Genomic DNA, 878 nt, shown 5'->3' with positions numbered 1-878 from the left:
GCAGTGGGTGCGGTCGCGGGTCAGCGCCGGCTCGTGAACCGGCCGGGCGTCGTGCCCAGCACCCGGCGGAAGTGCCGGGTGAGGTGCGACTGGTCGTAGAACCCCGCGCCCACCGCGGCCTGCGCGGCCGGCCGCGGGGTCTCGACGCGAGCGCCCCGCTGCTGGGCCGCCAGCCCGACCAGGGCCAGACCGGCCTGGCGCGGGCCGGGGCCCCCGGCGCCGGGTCCCTCGCGGCGCTCGCGGTCCTGCTGGTGGGGGGCGCGCTGCTGGCCGTGGCCGCCGGGCTGGGCGTGCGCTACCTCGCCGGGCAGCTGCGCCGGCTCTGGGTGGTGCTGCTCCTGCTCGCCGCCGTGCAGCTGCTCTCCCGCGGGCCGTTGCAGGCCGCGGCCGTCGTGGCGGCCCTCGTGGCGTGCGTCTGGGCGGCGGCCCTCGTGACGGGCACGACGCCCGTGCCCGTCCTGCTCGACGCCGTGGTGCGCGGCCTGCGGCCGCTGCGGCGCGTGGGCGTCGACCCCGACCGCGTGGGGCTGGCGCTGCTGCTGGCCGTCACCAGCATCCCCGTCGTGGCCGGGCTGCTGGACGACTCCCGCGCCGCCGCCGCTGCGCGGGGACTCGGCCGCGACCCGCGCGCGGTGCTGGTCCCGACCGTGCTGCGCACCGTGGCCCACGCGCACGCCGTCAGCGAGGCCCTGGCCGCCCGCGGCCTCGTCGACGACTGAGCCTGGATCCACCGCCCGGTGAGGCGTCGTGGGCTGGGATGTGGGCGGCGGGTGCCTGCTGACCTGCAACGATGGGACTTCTCTACGGTTCCACGTCGTCTGCCAGGGAAGGCACCCGCCGAATGCAAGTCTTCCACGCCCTGCCCGCCGCCGCGCTGG

1 protein-coding gene and 1 pseudogene are annotated in these 878 nt (G+C 78.6%); one reads left to right on the top strand and one right to left on the bottom strand.

The window, feature by feature from the left end:
* Window positions 1-20: 20 nt before the first annotated feature.
* A pseudogene (locus GTR02_RS25015) lies at window positions 21-131 on the bottom strand (helix-turn-helix domain-containing protein); the annotation flags it as partial.
* On the opposite strand from GTR02_RS25015, the gene GTR02_RS21900 reads away from it, so the two are divergent.
* Entirely contained in the window at window positions 84-719 is a 636-nt protein-coding gene (locus GTR02_RS21900) for a CbiQ family ECF transporter T component (RefSeq protein ID WP_166609571.1), read from the top strand. The pseudogene GTR02_RS25015 and the gene GTR02_RS21900 sit on opposite strands and share 48 nt — an antisense overlap.
* Window positions 720-878: the final 159 nt, after the last annotated feature.

The organism is Kineococcus siccus (genome assembly GCF_009906795.1).
Taxonomy (GTDB): domain Bacteria; phylum Actinomycetota; class Actinomycetes; order Actinomycetales; family Kineococcaceae; genus Kineococcus; species Kineococcus siccus.
Note: the sequence above shows the minus strand (reverse complement) of the source record. Positions and strands in the feature narration are given on the sequence as shown.